We start from the raw sequence: 13,914 nt of genomic DNA, 5'->3' as shown, positions 1-13,914 counted from the left end.
GCCTTCGCCATCACTTGAACGATGCGAGGCTACCGCTCAGCCAACTTTGTTCGCGCCGATGTCTGCGCGGCAACTTCCATCCATCGAGGCTGGCGGATTCCGACCTCGTCTCGCCGCATTGCCCAGGCGGAGCCGAAAACAAGCATCTGATTGACGGAGCAAGGCTCTCAATCACGAAGCCGACCGCCTTCCTCATCAATACGGCGCGCGGAGATGTGATCGACGAGACCGCCCTTATCCACGCGCTCGGCAAGGGGATGATTGCTGGAGCGGGGCTCGACGTCTACGCCGGAGCCGGCGCCGGCCGTAGCGCGTGCAAGGCATGCCTCGCGAAGGCCCCAATCTAACAGTGCGTCGACCTGACCGATTGTACTAGAAGGAAAATTAAATTCATGCTATGAATGGAGATCGTGGCGGATCTCGTCGATCTGGGATCAATGCCGAAAGGTGGTCGAAGCGGGAAAGTGGTCGGCCAGCGTAGGGGACTGCAAAGGGAGAAGGCGGAAAGTCAAAGGCCGGGAACGCGCATGAATGCCGCCGAGTCTAGGATCAGCGCCAATGTGTCGGGACTTAGGTGGAGTCAATGCCCGAAAAGAGCAGATTCAGGATCTTGATTGGAGAGCGCAATCCGCTCGTGGTCGCTGCCCTTGGGGATATGATCTCGCGAGATGACCGCTTCGATCTCGTTGGTAGCGTCCAGGCCGGGGAGGCTTTTCTCCGGGCGGCGTCAGCCTCAACTCCTCAGTTCGACCTCGCCGTGCTCGGGTGGAAATTGTCGGATATGGACGCCGGCGGTGTCATGACAGAGATGCAGCGGCGCAGCCTGCATGCGCGCCTCGTGATCTTTTCCAATGATCACGACATCGCTATCCTCAAGCAGTGCGTGCGCCTTGGCGTTCAGGGGTTCTGCTATCAGTTCGACGACCCGGCGATCCTTTTCGACACCCTGGTCGCGGTCGCCCATGGCCGGATTTGCGTTCCCTACCTGGACGTCTCGAAAATCAACGACACGCCGATGTCGCGGCTGACGACACGGGAACGCGAACTGCTTTCGGTGCTGGCCGACGGCTGGACCAATCTGCAGATCGCGACCCGCACCGGTATTTCCGAGAATACAGTCAAATACCACCTCAGGAACCTCTACGACAAACTTGACGTCCGCAACCGGGCGATGGCTGTGGCGCTCTACGCCGGCGAGAAAAACCGAGGGCGCGTTTGAACTCACCGTGAGAGTTTTGCCATGGCCTGCATCGCTGCTCTTGGCAATCCTCCGTGAGGGACAGTCGTCACGGCCTGGTGGCTCGGTCTCACAGCTGTCCGGGTGGCTTTGAAGCAATCCGTGACAGCTTGGCCCTCTCCAAGGAAAGTCCGGGTACTGCGGTTCGTCCGTTCATGTCAGGGATAAGCGGGAAGGGCGACAGGGACTACCCGCGCAGCGAATAGGGGCATCGCAAGCCTTGCTGCGTCAGCGTAAAGCATCCGTTCCGAGGCGCGAACCAGATCCCTGCCGATGATCGCTTCCAGAACACCTTGTGTTCTGAGCGGCATCAGATCGGTGCAGTCGCTCATTCTGACGAAAACGCTGCTGATCGGTATGGCAACGCCGTGGATCGGAACGAGTGGCTCTTCGTCTTTCTCGCCCCATTCCTCGAGCGCCTCGAGCGCTTCGTGAAAAGCGTTCTGGAGGGTGATCGGCGCATGCCCTTCAAAAAGATCTGGAAACACCTTGTGCATATCCATGTCCAAGTCCCTCCCGAGGTCCCCTATGAAACGCGCTGAGCTAGCGGGTTATGGAATATCAACCTCAGTCTAAATTATCTCGCTTCCTTTTTCCTATAAGGCAACATGTTTGCATAACAGTTAACTGGCGTCCAGCTCCAAAACGCGCTGGACCAATGTTGGCAAGATCGTGATTCATGCCTGGTTCGGCAGTCCCGGTTTGGCCTTGCCGATCATCACTCGGTTGGTGTCCCAACCCACCCGAACGAATGGTAAATCTACCCGTCCGGGCGTTTTCAAGGAGGCGGAAAGTCTATCTGCTTCCAGATGGAGAATCCCGGGATGTCCGCTTCGTTGGGCAAGTTCGGGACAACATTGGAAGAATGGGTGCCGCTTTGAACGACAGCAGACCACTCAGCTGTCATGAGGACGTCAGGGGCCTGCTTTTCAGGCTCCTGACGTCCGTCGTCAGCGAACGGGAACCCGGGATGGGGGATGTTCTGACCGGGCGCGCAAGCCTCGACACCCTCACCGACGCCCAGCGCATTCCGGCCCTGCAAGCGACAGGGATATGGTTCCAGCTTGTCGCGATCGCGAACGAATTACTGGCAATGCGTTCACGCCGCGAGCTTGAGCAGATGGGCGGCGCAGACGAGGTGATCGGTTCCTTCGCCAATGTCATAGGTGAAATAAAAGCCGCCGGTTACCCGGCCGAGGAGATCCAGACCGCCCTCGACACACTGAGTGTCGGTCCAACCATGACCGCCCACCCGACCGAGGCAAAGCGAGTCACGGTTCTCGAAATCCACCGGCGCATCTACCGCAAGCTCACGGAGCTCGAACAGCAGCGCTGGGCGCCGCGCGAGCATCAGCAATTGATCGACGATCTCAGGAGCGAGATCGAGTTGCTGTGGATGTCGGGTGAGTTGCGGCTTGAACGCCCCTCGGTTGAAAGTGAGATTGCCTGGGGACTGCATTTTTTCCGCGAGGTGATCTTCGAGGCGACTCCGAAGATCTATGATGCCGTCGAGGAAGCGCTCGCCTGTCACTACCCGAAATACGATCTCAAAGTGCCATCCTTCATGCGCTACGCGTCGTGGATCGGCGGGGACCGTGACGGCAATCCGAATGTGACTGCAAGCATTACCGCTTGTGCACTCAAGGAATCGCGCCAGGCGATTATCGGCTGGTACATCCAGCAGGTTCGCCGACTGGTCACGGTGCTTAGCGTCAGCGCCAATGTCGTCGACATCCCGGAAGACTTCAACAAGGCGCTGGCCCAGGCGCTGCATCGGAGCGGTGCGGCCCGGGAGATTGCGGCGCGCAATCCGGGAGAGCCGCTGCGGCAGTTCGCGGCTGCGATGCTGGATCGCTTGCGGGCCATGCTCGGTGAGACCGCGGCCAAGCCGTATGCCCGCTCGGAGTTGTTCAAGACCGACCTGCGCCACCTCGAAACGGTGCTTGCCAACCTGGGTGGCAATCTCGTCGCGCGGCGCTTCGTTCGCCCCTTGCGCCGGCAGGTCGAAACCTTCGGCTTCCGCACCGTCGCATTGGACATTCGCCAGAACTCGACGGTCGTCAATCGAGTGCTGGCCGAGCTTTTCAGACTTACTGACGGGGATCAGGCGCCCGCGCCCGATACGCCACAATGGAGCCTGCGCATTCGTAAAGCGCTCAGTACTGGCGAGCAGCTTGGGATCGACCGAGGCGCTCTCTCCGCGGAGGCGCGCGAGCTCCTTGACCTGTTCGACGTCATTCGCGGGGCCGCGTCTGGACTGAACGGCGGTGCTGTGGGCGCCTTCATCCTGAGTATGACACGCTCTTGCGATGACTTGCTTGCCGTCTACCTGCTCGGCCAGTTTTGCGGCATGGCCACCGCGCTCGACGGCAGCGGCACAATCGGACTGCGTGTCGTGCCACTTTTCGAGACCATTGCCGATCTGCGTGCCGCCCCCGACATTTTAGATCGGCTGCTGGCCGTCTCGATCGTGCGCCGCTCGTTGAGCGACTTCTCCAACCGGCAGGAAGTCATGCTGGGATATTCCGACTCGAACAAGGATGGCGGGTTCCTCGCTTCGAACTGGGAGTTGAACAAGACGCAAAGACGTATCCACGCCCTTGGCCAGAAGCGGAAGATCAAGATCAGCTTTTTCCATGGCCGTGGCGGTTCGGTCAGCCGGGGCGGTGCGCCAACGGGCCGTGCGATCGCCGCCCAGCCCGCCGGCACAGTCGGCGGAGCCATGCGCGTGACGGAGCAGGGCGAGGTGGTGTCGTCGAAATTCGCCAACCGTGGCACAGGGCGTTACCAGCTCGAAATCTTCGCCGCGAGCGTTTTCGCCCACAGCGTCAAGTCGGCCAACGAGCCCGAACTGAGGGACATTCCCGAGTTCAACGAGGCTCTGGAGGCGTTGACCGGCATGTCGCAGGCGTCCTATTCGAGCCTTATCAACGAGCCGGGTTTTATCGACTATTTCCATCAGGCGAGTCCTGTGGAGGAGCTGTCGCTGCTCAAGATCGGATCGCGTCCGGCACGCCGCTTCGGGGCCCGCGACATATCCGACCTGCGCGCCATTCCTTGGGTTTTCGCCTGGAGCCAAAACCGGCATCTGCTGACCAATTGGTATGGCATCGGCAGCGCGCTCAATTCCTTCCTCAATGTTCGCGGCAACGCCGGATTGGATCTGCTCAGACAGATGTTCGAGCGCTCGCGCTTCTTCCGTCTCATCGTCGACGAGGTCGACAAGGGAATTTACCAGACCGACATGGAAATCGGCCGGCTCTATGCCGGTCTGGTGCAAGATAGCGAGGTGGGTGAACGGATCTACCGCAAGATCGCCGCCGAATATCTGCTGACCCGAAAGATGATCGCCGAGGTCAATGGCGGCCTGAAAGTCTCGCAGCGCTTCCCCACCTTCAAGCAGCACTTCGATCGCATTAGGCCGCAGATGGACAGCATACACCGACTGCAGGTGCAGCTCTTGCGCGAGGTCCGCGCACAGGACGGCTCCACCGCAAAACCCAAGCGGGCGGTCAACGCGCTTTTGCTTTCGATCAACTGCATTTCAACCGGTCTTGGCTGGACTGGGTGATTGGCAATCTTGACGCAAGCGTCGCGTCGCAAGGGAGGAGCCTAATGAACATATCGACCAAGCTTGGTACCGATGCCGCAGATCGTTTCTTCCGCGCCGGCGTGGCCATTACAGATCATGCCGTCAGCGACGCCATGAAGCGCGAACTCACACGCCAGCGCGACGAGATCGAGCTGATCGCTTCCGAAAATATCGTCTCCAAGGCGGTGCTCGAGGCACAAGGTTCGGTGCTGACCAACAAATATGCAGAGGGCTATCCGGGCCGCCGGTACTATGGCGGCTGCCAATTCGTGGACGAGGTCGAAGATCTGGCGCGCGAGCGCGCCAAGACATTGTTTGGCTGCTCGTTCGCCAACGTCCAGCCGAACTCCGGCAGCCAGGCCAACCAATCGGTTTTCATGGCGCTGATGCAGCCGGGGGATACCTTTCTGGGTCTCAACCTCGCCGCCGGCGGACATCTCACCCACGGCGCGCCGGTCAACCAATCCGGCAAGTGGTTCAATGTCGTTTCCTACGGAGTTCGCCCCGATACTCATCGCATCGACCTCGATGAGGTGCGCGATCTGGCACGCAAGCACCGGCCCAAGGTGATCCTCGCCGGCGGTTCCGCCTATCCGCGCATTATCGATTTCAAGGCCTTTCGCGCGATAGCCGACGAGGTCGGCGCCAAGCTGTTCGTGGACATGGCGCATTTTGCCGGCCTGGTTGCTGGTGGCGTCCACCCCAACCCCCTTGAGCACGCCCACGTGGTGACTACAACCACCCATAAGACCCTGCGCGGCCCGCGTGGCGGCATGGTGCTGTCCAACGATGACGAGATCGGCAAGAAGATCAACTCGGCAGTGTTCCCCGGCCTCCAAGGGGGACCGCTAATGCACGTAATCGCCGCAAAAGCAGTCGCTTTCGGCGAGGCGCTGGCGCCCGAATTCAAGGTTTATGCGGCAAACGTTGTGGCCAATGCCAAGGTCCTTTCCGAGACCCTCGCCGAGGGGGGCGTTGATATCGTCTCGGGCGGTACCGACACGCATTTGATGTTGGTCGACTTGCGGCGCAAACGACTGACTGGCAAGTCTGTTGAGGCCGCACTCGGTCGCGCCCACATCACCTGCAACAAGAATGGCATCCCATTCGACCCGCAGGGCCCGATGGTGACGTCGGGCATCCGCCTAGGCAGCCCGGCCTGCACCACACGCGGCTTGCTCGTGGAAGAATTCCGTCAGGTCGGACGCCTGACGATGAGCGTGATCGATGGGTTGGCTGCCAATGACGAGGCCGGCAACGCAGCAATCGAGGCGGCGGTGCGCGAGGAGGTGCACGATTTGGTTAGCCAATTCCCGATCTACGACTGATCCCTGGAACGATTCAGCTTTGATAGAACTGGTAGTAAAGAAATTGCTGCAAAGTAATTCCAGGCGAAAGCCGCTCCCCTTTCCTAGCCGGGTGAAGCGGTATTTCTTTGCACAAGAAGTAATCCCGCAAGACGGTCCGGATTTAGCCTAGCCTAGTGAAGTTAAAGTGTTTGGTAGAATCGCTGATTCGCCCCAACTATTTATTTTGCGCAATTCCGGACGGAAGTCGTCAAACAATTTCATGGAATTGCCAAACGTTCGATCGCTCCTGATTGGCGGAACGCGTAGGAAAGACTGATTGTCAGGCGTGCAAGTTCGCCGGAGATGCCGGCTAGCGAGCGATCATCGATCGTGACGACGGCTTGAATTTCCACCCAGGCAACCCGTGTGGCAAGGCTTCCGGTGGTCGCGCTCCGCAATCCAAAGATGCGCTCGCCAGCCACCTGGTTTGAGGCGTTACGAACCCGTGGCGCGCGAAGGCAAATCCTTATCCAAGTTCAAATCTGTTTAGGAGCATCTCTGCCTTACCGACGCCATCCACTATCTGCATCGCGTCACTTGACAGGAAATTAACTTTGCCGGATATTCCTGTTGGGAAATTAATTTTCCCTACCGCAAAAGCGCAACGAAGCCGAAAATGGCCGTCTGGAGGAGAACAAATGGAAGCAACAATCAGTAGTCGAACTGGCGAACTCGACCTCAACCAGCGCATCGACAAAATGCACGCTCGCGATCGCGCAGGCCTGTTGGCCTTCGTTGTCGTGCTGTGGGGCACACTTCTGTTCGCGCTGTTCAGCGTCTGGCCTTACATCTCGATCCCCGCCATGCGCATTATCCTGTCGGTCGCATGCGCGTTGGTGTTGGCCTTCAACACGGCGGCCATAGTCGCCATGCTGCGCCACTACGCTGAAGACAAGCATTTCATCTACGGCCTTGACATCAAGCATCTCGACGAGATGCGCGGGCGCCGGGGCTAAGGAGCTAGCAAATGGCATATCAACCTCCCAAACAGGGCCTCGCCGGTCAGGTCTTCGACGTTATTACCCTGCTCGTCCTGACAGTGGGCGCCCTCTATTTGCCGCTTTACCTGGGCTTTGCCGGCGCCGCTAAAACGCCTAACCCGATCGCCAACCCGACCTGGGAAGCGCTCGGTCAGAACGCGACCGAGGCCAAGCAATGGGCGGCGATTGGAATTACCGACCCGGCTGCCGCGAACGACATCATCACCGCCCGCTTCGATTACAGTTTCAGCTGGGCCCCGCTGATCGTCATGGCGGTGCTGGTGATTGGCTATTTTGTCCTGGTTGTGCGGCTTTCCGACAGGGAATACCGCGAAGTGATCGAAGAACGCTTCGATCCAAAGCGGCGATAGGGAGGCGACCATGGATATCTGGAACATTCTCGAATACGTGGCCTGGGCCCTGTCAGCCATGTTCGGTGCGCTGATGCTCATCAACCTCATTCGCATAGACACCACCTACGATAACGAGCTGCTGACCTCATCACGCGAAGGCGAGATCGAGGTGACGGCCGAGCGCCACCAAATCTGAGGGGACGGACATGGCAAATGTGACTGCAACCGCACCCGCAACCGAGCGACTTCAGCTCCTGCGCGTGCTCGGCCCCGCCCATATCTGGGCTCTCGGCGTCGGCATCGTGCTCGTCGGCGAGTATATGGGCTGGAACTTCTCTGTCGGCAAAGGCGGCATGATCGCCGGGCTCGCCGCCTGCTGGGTGGCTGGTCTGCTCTACACCTGCGTGGCGATGATCGACTCCAAAGTGACGTCGACCATCGCCGCCGCTGGCGGCCAGTACGCTCAGGCCAAGCACATCGTCGGGCCGTTGATGGCCTTCAATGTCGGCCTGTTTCTTGTCATGGCCTACACCATGCTCGAGGCGGCCAACGCGATTACCGTCGGCTATCTGCTCGACACGGTCGCGGGGATGATGGGCCATACCGGCCTCAACCAGAAGCCGTTCATCATCCTTTCCATCATGTTCCTGGCGTGGCTCAATTTCCGCGGCGTTTTGGCTACACTGACCTTCAATCTGGTCATCACGGCCATTGCCTTCCTGGCGATCATTGCCCTGTTTGTCTCGGTGCAACTCGGCGCCTCTGCCGTGCCGATGGACTTTTCGGCGATCACGACGTCTCCGCTGCCCTATGGCTGGATCGGCATCGTCGCGGCCCTGCACTTCGGCTTGTGGTATTATCTCGGCATCGAGGGAACCTGCCAGGCCGCCGAAGAAGTGCGATCGCCAGCGCGTTCGCTGCCCTATGGCACCATGGCCGGCATCATGACGCTGCTGATCGCCGCGACCATGACCTGGTATGTCTGCTCTGGCCTCCTGCCTTGGGAATATCTCGGCCAAGCCGGAACACCGCTCTTCGACGCTGCGCGCGTCACGGGCAACACCGGATTGATGGTGCTTCTCTTCGTCGGCACGATGTTTTCGACTCTCGCTTCGGCTAACGGATGCATCAACGATGCCTCGCGAGCTTGGTTCTCGATGGGCCGCGACCGCTACCTGCCGAGTTGGTTCGGCGCAGTGCACCCGGTCTACCGCACGCCGTACCGGTCGATCGTATTTCTGGTACCCATCGCGCTCATTTTCGCGCTTGGTGCACCGCTCGATCAGGTCGTGACCTTCTCGATCCTCTCAGGCTTGCTCGGGTACACCTTCATGACGTTCAACATGGTCATGTTCCGGCGCAAATGGCCGCTCGACACGATCAAGCGTGGCTATGTGCATCCCCTTCACCCACTGCCGGTGATCGTCCTTTTGACGCTGTGCGCTGCTGCCTACTTCGCCGTGTTCCTGGGCTACGGCACGCAGCTTAGCGCGATGATGTGCTTCTACATCGTGGCATCGCTTTGGTTCCACTTCCGGCGCTACCGGTTCGTCCGCCGTGGTGACCAGTTCACCATGCCCTGGCCGAAGCCGCTCGGTTATTAAGTCAACCAGACGGGCGGCGCTGCTGTGCCGCCCGTCCTTGCAAGGCGATCTCAATGATCACCACACTTGCGTTTTCGGCCTTTGTCGTCGCCTCCTGCGCTTGGATAGGCAAGCGCGCGATCAGCGACCATCGTGCCTCCCTCGCGAAACGCAGGGGGCTTCTGGATGAGGCGGCGAGGCTCTTTCCCGACGCGCGGATGAGCTTCGCCCCCGACCATTTCCCCATTCTCGTCAGTCGCCTTGAGGACGGCAGGCAGGTCCGGATCGAACTCCTTGCCGATACGATGGTGACGCGTCGACTGCCGCAGCTCTGGCTCCGGGTGACACTCAGCGAAGTTAGCGAACGTGGCCGGCCAGCGATTGGCGCTCTCGCCCGCCCGACCGGTGCTGAATATTATTCGCTCGTCCATGACTTGCCTGAATGGATGGCGCCGCCGGAGATGGAAACTTCACTATTGATGCGGGGCGATGGTCACGCCTCTGCGTGGCAGGTTGAGCGCGCCGTAGCGATCTTCCAAAAACTCTTTTCCGATCCCGCCGTTAAGGAAGCCGTCATTTCGCCGCGCGGTACCCGGGTGATCCGTCAGGCCGCTCAGGGCGAGCGCGGAGCACATCTATTGCTGCGGCAGATCCGCTTTGCCGTCACGACGATTTCCGCCGATCTCGTCAGCAAGGCAGTCGCGGAGGCGGAGTCCCTGAGCGAGGCGCTGAGCGCGGGCGGCGCTATCACCGCTGTCCACGAAGCCGCCTGAGGTCGCCGATGGCCAAGCCAATCAATCCTTACCTGGTCCTCGCTATGGCGGCCCTCTGCCCTGGGGCCGGTCATTTTGCCGTACGCGACCCAAAGCGCGGGCTGGCGTTTGCTTTCTTCGTGCTTTTCTTTTCGGTGATCAGCTACATGACGACAACCCCGGACCAATCGTTCGTCGGGCGACATGCGTTCGGGTTGTTCGTGTGGGCACTATCGATCCCGGATGCCTATCGTCGCGCCCGGATCCTGGTGACGGCGGCAGCAAGCGGGAGGCATCAAAGCCGTCTCGCTTGAGCGAAGAGACTGCGAGATTCTTGCCGGCTCGTGCTCGCGCCGGCGGTCGCCGGGCAACCCCAAGCCGCAACGATGCTTCTTCTTGTCAGTATTTCTCGGCGGCGTGCTGCCGGGTGGGGCCGCCCAGCGATGCTTGTTGTGCATTGGCGACGGTACTTTTCGGCGACGCCTCCGAAGCGTTATTGCTCGGCCGAATAACCGAAATTCGTCCCGGCCGATACCGATAGGTCCTGAGACCTCAAAATATTTTTGCGGCGATTACCTTCACGTCGATGTCGTTGAGCGCATAGATGGCCGACGTTTTGGGATCGCACTTCTCGGGCCAAATCACGCGGTCGTAGATCGATTACTGCTCCTTCTTGAACAAATCCTGGAAGATGAGCTGGCCCCAAGTGCGGCCGCGTGCGTGCACCAGCGCGCCACCCTCGTTGAGCTTTCCCAGCTTGACGGGTGCGAACCCGAGTTGTTTGGCCAAGGCCGCCACGGGAGCGATCGCGTCCTCGTCGTCGCTCGACAGAAAGACGACCCGGTGGCCGCCCTCGACGACCGGATCGGCAGCCAGGGTGGCCGCAACCAGGTGATTGAAACCTTTCACGAACTTGGCGCTGGTGAACGAATTCGCAACGAAGGCGGAGGACGGGAGACCGTCCAGCTCCTCAACGGGAACTAACGCGTTCATCGCGTCGATGACTGTCTTGCCTTTCCAGCTCGGCAGGGCCTTCGCAACCTCGCGATGCTCCCCGAACGGGACCGCCAAGATGATTGTGTCGGCCTCGAGTGCATCCCGCAGCGACTTGGCGACGACCGTGGGTCCAATCGCCCGAGCCTGCGGCGCCAACGCCTCGAACTCGGCGCGACAGTGATGGTCTATCCACCGGGCTGGGTCACGCTTCCGGTTTCGATCTTCTCGCTGACCGATCGCGGCGACATCTTCGCGGGCGCGGCGCTCACCATGATCCTGCTGGTAGCGACCCTGGTCCTTTTGCTCGGACTGGAACGCATTACGCAGAGCGCGGCGGGATCGTAGGTCGGTGAAGTGCGGCTACAATCCGCTCGCGTCGCTGGCTTGAGCCGCCGCTCCGTGGCAAAGCGAAAAGTTAGACCGGCGCCGTCGGGCTCAGCAATCGCCTTGACCCCCGATTTTTTTGTGCGATGGCGCCAAACTAATCACGTGCCTGGCCCATGAGACCAAATTATTCGTAGTTATCTTGGACCGATCAGGAACGCGAAAGGTGGCGGCATGGACCGGCGGATGGCGGAAGGTGAGTCTGCTTCCACCGTATTTGCCCGTGTCGCCGACTTCGTGTTGCGCAGGTCGGCCAACGCGTTCCCGCGCGAAGTTCTGAAGTCGTCAGCGCTGCGGTTCCTCGACACGATGGGCATTGCCATCACCGGCGGGCCGATGCAGGCGGGACGCATCGCGCGCGCCGCCGCCGTCCTGCTCTACGGTTCCGGCGCGGACCGGCACGCGGCAAGGATGATCTTCGACGGTGGGCGCGTCAGCGTGGCAGGTGCCGCCTTCGCCGCGGCGACCCAGACCGACAATCTCGACGGTCACGACGGCTATCCGCCGACCAACGAGCACATCGGCGTGGCGGTCGTGCCGGCGCTTCTGGTCGCGCAGACGCGCGTCGAAGCCGTGCTGGTGCGGAGCGAGGGAGGCTTCGACGTCTTCTTCGACATCGCCTCGACCGCCTTCTTCATCAGAACAGTCGCCGCGGCAGCGACTCTTGCCGCCGGCGACGCGACGATCCGGGAGAACCATCGATGAACAGTGTGCAAGGCGTCATCGCGCCTATCCTGACGCCCTTCGAAAAAGACGGCAGCGTCGCCCGCGACCTGTGGGTGAGCCATGCGAAATGGGTGCTTGCCCAAGGGGCTCATTACCTTTCGCCTTTTGGAACGACCGGCGAGGCGTTGTCGCTGTCGCCGCGCGAGCGCATGCAGGCGCTGCAGTGGCTGGCCGAGGCCGGCATCCCGGCGGACAAGATGATGCCCGGCACGGGCGTCACCGCGCTGCCGGACACAATTGAGCTCAGCAGGCATGCCCTGGAGCTCGGCTGCGTCGGCGTCATGGTGCTGCCGTCATTTTTCTACACGGCGGCGGGCGATAACGGGCAGGCGCGCTACTATTCGGAGCTGATCGAGAAAGTCGCCAGCCCGAAGCTCAAGCTGATCCTCTATCACATTCCGCAGAACTCCGGCGTGCCGGTGTCGCCGGCGCTGACGGCGCGGCTCAATACGGCCTTCCCGGAGACGGTCGTCGCCTACAAGGACAGCGCCGGAAGCTGGGACAACACCGCCGCCGTGATCGCAGCCGCGCCCAACGTCTCCGTCTTTCCGAGTTCCGAGGGCCAGCTCACGCAAGGCCTGGCCGCAGGCGCGGCCGGCTGCATTTCCGCCTCCGTCAACCTCAATGCCAAGGCGATCCGGGCGGTGTATGACGGCGCGCGCGCAGGCCGCGACGTGTCCACCGCCGATGCCGCCATCAAGGCGTTTCGCAAGGCGGTGCAGGACGCCGGGCTGATCGGCGGCATGAAGGCGGCACTTGCCGTGCGTTCCGGCGATCATCGCTGGCTCAATCTGCGCGCGCCGCATGAGAACACCACCACGCAGGCAGGCAAGGCCTTGCTTGAGGCGCTGGGTCCTCTCGCCGATCACATCCCCGGTCCGAGGCGAGGCTGAAATGTCCGCGCGGCCAACAATCATCGTAACCACCGATGCGCCGGACGGGCCGATGGCCGTGCTGGCGGAAACCCATCCCGACCTCACGGTGCTCGGCTGCGACAGCTATAAGGCGCTTCCCGGGATGATCTCGGACACCGGCGCCGAGGTGGTGTTCACCATCAAGTTCGACCGGGGATTGCGCTATCCGCGCGCGGCGCTGGTCGAGAGTCCGACCGTGCGCTGGGTCTCGGTCGGCGGGCTTTACGCCGCCGGGCTTGCCATGTCCAATCCGATCGGCACGCGCGCCGAGTGCGCCGGAACGACCCTCGGCCCCAACATGACCTGGGGCTTCATCGCCGCCGAGACGGTCCTCCACCAGAACCGGTGAGACCGCGGGGGCGTATCGGAAATCGGCTCCGGGCACGTCGCCACCTACAGCTTTGGCCGCAACGTCCGAAATGTGACGGAGTAGCGGTGTTCCGCGAGCGGCGGAATGCTATGCTCCCATTCGTTGCGCGCCGGACCGGCCATGAGATAGACGGATCTTGGCTCGACCTCGATCGTCTCCCGGTCCCATGTCGCGCCGTTCCTGCGGCGTAGCCGGAAGCTGCAGGACGCCAGCAGGGAGACACCCGCGACGAGCTCGAAATGGGGCTTGTCGCGATGCCAGCCGATGCCGGCGCCTGGCCGGTATTCGTTGATCAGCACCTGCGTGAACTCGGACGTGGGCCGGCCGGCGAAGCCGGCGACCTTGTCGCGAAGCGGCAGCAGGAAGTCGGGTATGGCCGGTGCTTCCACGACCTCGCGGCGGTCGTAGTCGTAACGCAGTCCGAAGCCGACAACCTGCCTGTTGGCAAGATGGCCATGAAAGTCGAAGGGCTTGAACGGCAGGCCTTTGATGTGGCGGACCAACTCGCTTTCTTCATCGCGCGTGATCAGCCCCGGCCGGTAGTGTAATCCTTGCGGTAAGCTGTTTGGGGCGCCGAAAAGATCGCCCTGACGGACCTGAGCCGCGGTCCTGGATTTCGCTGATGGCATAAGCCCTCAGATAGGCAATTCGGCTGGCCTCGCAAGACCTTGTCCTGCC

The 13,914-nt window shown here is 61.2% G+C and carries 15 protein-coding genes and 2 pseudogenes; 14 read left to right on the top strand and 3 right to left on the bottom strand.

The features are described from left to right. Positions 1-89: 89 nt before the first annotated feature. Both DH10_RS21460 and DH10_RS21455 read left to right on the top strand, forming a co-directional pair. Positions 90-287 (top strand): annotated as a pseudogene (locus DH10_RS21460) (NAD(P)-dependent oxidoreductase); the annotation flags it as partial. Between the two features lie 296 nt (positions 288-583). Beyond that, positions 584-1,219, top strand: a complete 636-nt coding sequence (locus tag DH10_RS21455; RefSeq protein WP_192254411.1) for a response regulator transcription factor — start codon at positions 584-586, stop codon at positions 1,217-1,219. A 176-nt stretch (positions 1,220-1,395) separates the two neighbouring features. On the opposite strand, the gene DH10_RS21450 is transcribed toward DH10_RS21455, so the two are convergent. After that, the gene (locus tag DH10_RS21450) at positions 1,396-1,740 is read right to left on the bottom strand and encodes a BRA0787 family protein (RefSeq protein ID WP_192254413.1); all 345 of its coding nucleotides are present in this window, start codon (positions 1,738-1,740) and stop codon (positions 1,396-1,398) included. A 467-nt stretch (positions 1,741-2,207) separates the two neighbouring features. Between DH10_RS21450 and DH10_RS21445 the strand changes: the two genes are divergently transcribed. The 8 genes from DH10_RS21445 to DH10_RS21410 all read left to right on the top strand — a co-directional run bounded on the left by DH10_RS21445 (position 2,208) and on the right by DH10_RS21410 (position 10,160). Beyond that, positions 2,208-4,808, top strand: coding sequence for a phosphoenolpyruvate carboxylase (locus DH10_RS21445; protein WP_246506389.1), 2,601 nt, complete (start codon positions 2,208-2,210; stop codon positions 4,806-4,808). A gap of 44 nt (positions 4,809-4,852) precedes the next feature. After that, positions 4,853-6,157 carry a serine hydroxymethyltransferase gene (glyA, locus tag DH10_RS21440; protein ID WP_192385297.1) on the top strand — a complete coding sequence of 435 codons (1,305 nt, stop codon included), beginning with the start codon at positions 4,853-4,855 and terminating at the stop codon, positions 6,155-6,157. A 659-nt stretch (positions 6,158-6,816) separates the two neighbouring features. After that, positions 6,817-7,134 carry a hypothetical protein gene (locus tag DH10_RS21435; protein ID WP_192254417.1) on the top strand — a complete coding sequence of 106 codons (318 nt, stop codon included), beginning with the start codon at positions 6,817-6,819 and terminating at the stop codon, positions 7,132-7,134. An 11-nt stretch (positions 7,135-7,145) separates the two neighbouring features. Further along, on the top strand, positions 7,146-7,529 hold the full coding sequence (locus DH10_RS21430; protein WP_192254419.1) for a hypothetical protein: 384 nt from the start codon (positions 7,146-7,148) through the stop codon (positions 7,527-7,529). A gap of 10 nt (positions 7,530-7,539) precedes the next feature. Further along, complete coding sequence (locus DH10_RS21425; RefSeq protein ID WP_168247624.1) at positions 7,540-7,707, top strand: hypothetical protein; 168 nt, start codon at positions 7,540-7,542, stop codon at positions 7,705-7,707. A gap of 10 nt (positions 7,708-7,717) precedes the next feature. Further along, positions 7,718-9,115 (top strand): APC family permease, encoded by a 1,398-nt coding sequence (locus DH10_RS21420; protein ID WP_192385296.1) that lies wholly within the window; start codon positions 7,718-7,720, stop codon positions 9,113-9,115. Between the two features lie 53 nt (positions 9,116-9,168). Beyond that, positions 9,169-9,867 carry a hypothetical protein gene (locus DH10_RS21415; RefSeq protein WP_192254423.1) on the top strand — a complete coding sequence of 233 codons (699 nt, stop codon included), beginning with the start codon at positions 9,169-9,171 and terminating at the stop codon, positions 9,865-9,867. Positions 9,868-9,875: 8 nt separating this feature from the next. Next, on the top strand, positions 9,876-10,160 hold the full coding sequence (locus DH10_RS21410; protein ID WP_192254425.1) for a hypothetical protein: 285 nt from the start codon (positions 9,876-9,878) through the stop codon (positions 10,158-10,160). A 346-nt stretch (positions 10,161-10,506) separates the two neighbouring features. Here the strand turns inward: DH10_RS21410 and DH10_RS21405 are convergent. After that, positions 10,507-11,004, bottom strand: a pseudogene (locus DH10_RS21405) (NADPH-dependent F420 reductase); the annotation flags it as partial. A gap of 18 nt (positions 11,005-11,022) precedes the next feature. On the opposite strand from DH10_RS21405, the gene DH10_RS21400 reads away from it, so the two are divergent. The 4 genes from DH10_RS21400 to DH10_RS21385 all read left to right on the top strand — a co-directional run bounded on the left by DH10_RS21400 (position 11,023) and on the right by DH10_RS21385 (position 13,215). Then, the gene (locus DH10_RS21400; protein ID WP_246506390.1) at positions 11,023-11,187 is read left to right on the top strand and encodes a hypothetical protein; all 165 of its coding nucleotides are present in this window, start codon (positions 11,023-11,025) and stop codon (positions 11,185-11,187) included. A gap of 225 nt (positions 11,188-11,412) precedes the next feature. Next, the gene (locus DH10_RS21395) at positions 11,413-11,931 is read left to right on the top strand and encodes an MmgE/PrpD family protein (protein WP_192254427.1); all 519 of its coding nucleotides are present in this window, start codon (positions 11,413-11,415) and stop codon (positions 11,929-11,931) included. Beyond that, entirely contained in the window at positions 11,928-12,845 is a 918-nt protein-coding gene (locus tag DH10_RS21390) for a dihydrodipicolinate synthase family protein (RefSeq protein ID WP_192254429.1), read from the top strand. The genes DH10_RS21395 and DH10_RS21390 overlap by 4 nt, the downstream gene beginning before the upstream one ends. Position 12,846: 1 nt before the next feature. After that, complete coding sequence (locus DH10_RS21385) at positions 12,847-13,215, top strand: hypothetical protein (RefSeq protein ID WP_192254431.1); 369 nt, start codon at positions 12,847-12,849, stop codon at positions 13,213-13,215. A gap of 44 nt (positions 13,216-13,259) precedes the next feature. Here the strand turns inward: DH10_RS21385 and DH10_RS21380 are convergent, their stop codons facing one another. Continuing rightward, entirely contained in the window at positions 13,260-13,865 is a 606-nt protein-coding gene (locus DH10_RS21380) for an alpha-ketoglutarate-dependent dioxygenase AlkB (protein WP_192254433.1), read from the bottom strand. Positions 13,866-13,914 lie beyond the last annotated feature (49 nt).

This window comes from Mesorhizobium silamurunense, assembly GCF_014843825.1.
Classification (GTDB): Bacteria; Pseudomonadota; Alphaproteobacteria; order Rhizobiales; family Rhizobiaceae; genus Mesorhizobium; species Mesorhizobium silamurunense.
This window is presented reverse-complemented; position numbering and strand designations above follow the sequence as displayed.

Coding starts and splice junctions, on each gene's coding strand:
- DH10_RS21410 (WP_192254425.1), top strand. CDS start 9,876: ATGGCCAAGCCAATCAATCCTTACCTGGTCCTCGCTATGGCGGCCCTC.
- DH10_RS21395 (WP_192254427.1), top strand. CDS start 11,413: ATGGCGGAAGGTGAGTCTGCTTCCACCGTATTTGCCCGTGTCGCCGAC.
- DH10_RS21455 (WP_192254411.1), top strand. CDS start 584: ATGCCCGAAAAGAGCAGATTCAGGATCTTGATTGGAGAGCGCAATCCG.
- DH10_RS21415 (WP_192254423.1), top strand. CDS start 9,169: ATGATCACCACACTTGCGTTTTCGGCCTTTGTCGTCGCCTCCTGCGCT.
- DH10_RS21385 (WP_192254431.1), top strand. CDS start 12,847: ATGTCCGCGCGGCCAACAATCATCGTAACCACCGATGCGCCGGACGGG.
- DH10_RS21380 (WP_192254433.1), bottom strand. CDS start 13,865: ATGCCATCAGCGAAATCCAGGACCGCGGCTCAGGTCCGTCAGGGCGAT.
- DH10_RS21435 (WP_192254417.1), top strand. CDS start 6,817: ATGGAAGCAACAATCAGTAGTCGAACTGGCGAACTCGACCTCAACCAG.
- DH10_RS21420 (WP_192385296.1), top strand. CDS start 7,718: ATGGCAAATGTGACTGCAACCGCACCCGCAACCGAGCGACTTCAGCTC.
- DH10_RS21450 (WP_192254413.1), bottom strand. CDS start 1,740: ATGGATATGCACAAGGTGTTTCCAGATCTTTTTGAAGGGCATGCGCCG.
- glyA (WP_192385297.1), top strand. CDS start 4,853: ATGAACATATCGACCAAGCTTGGTACCGATGCCGCAGATCGTTTCTTC.
- DH10_RS21445 (WP_246506389.1), top strand. CDS start 2,208: ATGGGGGATGTTCTGACCGGGCGCGCAAGCCTCGACACCCTCACCGAC.
- DH10_RS21400 (WP_246506390.1), top strand. CDS start 11,023: ATGGTCTATCCACCGGGCTGGGTCACGCTTCCGGTTTCGATCTTCTCG.
- DH10_RS21390 (WP_192254429.1), top strand. CDS start 11,928: ATGAACAGTGTGCAAGGCGTCATCGCGCCTATCCTGACGCCCTTCGAA.
- DH10_RS21430 (WP_192254419.1), top strand. CDS start 7,146: ATGGCATATCAACCTCCCAAACAGGGCCTCGCCGGTCAGGTCTTCGAC.
- DH10_RS21425 (WP_168247624.1), top strand. CDS start 7,540: ATGGATATCTGGAACATTCTCGAATACGTGGCCTGGGCCCTGTCAGCC.